Origin of the sequence: Pseudomonas sp. 2VD (assembly GCF_005503585.1) — a bacterium.
GTDB lineage: Bacteria > Pseudomonadota > Gammaproteobacteria > Pseudomonadales > Pseudomonadaceae > Pseudomonas > Pseudomonas aeruginosa.
Window position 1 is genome coordinate 1 of the sequence record NZ_SCND01000648.1, and the last position, 1,344, is coordinate 1,344.

Below are 1,344 nucleotides of genomic sequence, written 5' to 3' on the forward strand. Positions count from 1 at the left end.
AGCAGGATCAGTGCCTGCAGGACGACGCCCAGGACCAGCAGGGCGGCTGCGCCGGCCTGCAGCGGGCGGGTTGGATGTGACGATTGCAGTACGGGAGCGAAGAGCAGGTTGATCAGGCCCAGAATGGCCAGGTAGATGGCATCGGGATGTTGCAGGAAGGGTGTGGCTTCGGTTCTTAGGCTGGGAATGAAGGACAGCAATAGGGCGGCGACGCCCGTGACCAGAAGGACGATTTTCAACATGTCAATGAGTTCACCTTGATGGGGTAACGATCAAGTAGCCGGACAGCGCTTCGGTGCATGAAACGAAAGGTGCGGAAGGACGGCCGGCCTATGCGTGTGACGCACGGCGGCTATTTAACAGGAAAGCAGGAGGCTACTCAAATCAAGCGGTTGGCGCCGGAGGGGAGGGCGGGACCCTGAGGCGGGCCCCGCTTTCTATCGAGCGATCGACGATCAGCTGGCGAGAAGGCTGCGCAACATCCAGGCGGTCTTTTCATGTACCTGCATGCGTTGGGTGAGCAGGTCGGCGGTGGGTTCGTCGCTGACCTTGTCCAGCAGCGGGAAGATGCTGCGGGCGGTGCGCACCACGGCTTCCTGGCCCTGGACCAGTTGCCGGATCATCTCCTCGGCTTCCGGCACGCCTTCCTCTTCCTTGATGGACGACAGGCGGGCGTAGGCGGCGTAGGTGCCGGGCGCCGGGAAGCCCAGGGCCCGGATGCGCTCGGCGATGTCGTCCACGGCAACGGCCAGTTCGGTGTACTGACCTTCGAACATCAGGTGCAGCGTATTGAACATCGGGCCGGTGACGTTCCAGTGGAAGTTGTGGGTTTTCAGGTAGAGGGTGTAGGTGTCGGCCAGTAGCCGCGACAGGCCCTCGGCAATGGCTGCGCGATCCTGTTCGCCGATTCCGATATTGATTTCCATGGCGTTCTCCTTTCAGTCGGCCTTGTGAATGGGGCACTCCGAAACAGTTGGAGTGAGGCTAACACAGGGTTTTTCCCAGCGCTCTTGGTCTATGTCAAAGGCGGCGATAGGGAGAATCTATTCCGACTGCCCGGTCAAGCGAATGGTTCGCAGGGTGCGGCGAAATGCTTCCGTTCAACGGCCTGGCTTCCCGCGTGACAGGCCGGCGGGGCTGGCTGCAAGCCATGGATTTTTCAGGCTATAATCCCCGCCTTCAATGCGAAGTGGGCCCGGATGCGGGTGCTTCGCCGTTGCCGTTCACCGGGCAGCGCGGGAGATGTCCTTCCGGGGGCGTACCGATGGTTCCGGTGCTCGGTCAGGGCCGGCGAGAGCCCGGCAATGGTCGCCAGGCAGCCGGCGGCTCCACAGAATCCAAGAC

The 1,344-nt window shown here is 62.1% G+C and carries 3 protein-coding genes; 1 reads left to right on the forward strand and 2 read right to left on the reverse strand.

What is annotated here, in order from left to right:
* A partial coding sequence (locus tag FFS27_RS32770; RefSeq protein ID WP_335927023.1) for a cold shock domain-containing protein membrane protein occupies positions 1-242 on the reverse strand: 242 nt, incomplete at its 3' end.
* A 213-nt stretch (positions 243-455) separates the two neighbouring features.
* Positions 456-926: a Dps family protein gene (locus FFS27_RS32775; protein WP_003086103.1), complete on the reverse strand. Its 471-nt coding sequence runs from the start codon at positions 924-926 to the stop codon at positions 456-458.
* Positions 927-1,090: 164 nt separating this feature from the next.
* Between FFS27_RS32775 and FFS27_RS33470 the strand changes: the two genes are divergently transcribed.
* Positions 1,091-1,344: hypothetical protein (locus FFS27_RS33470; protein WP_210733291.1), on the forward strand; the 254-nt coding region annotated here is incomplete at its 3' end.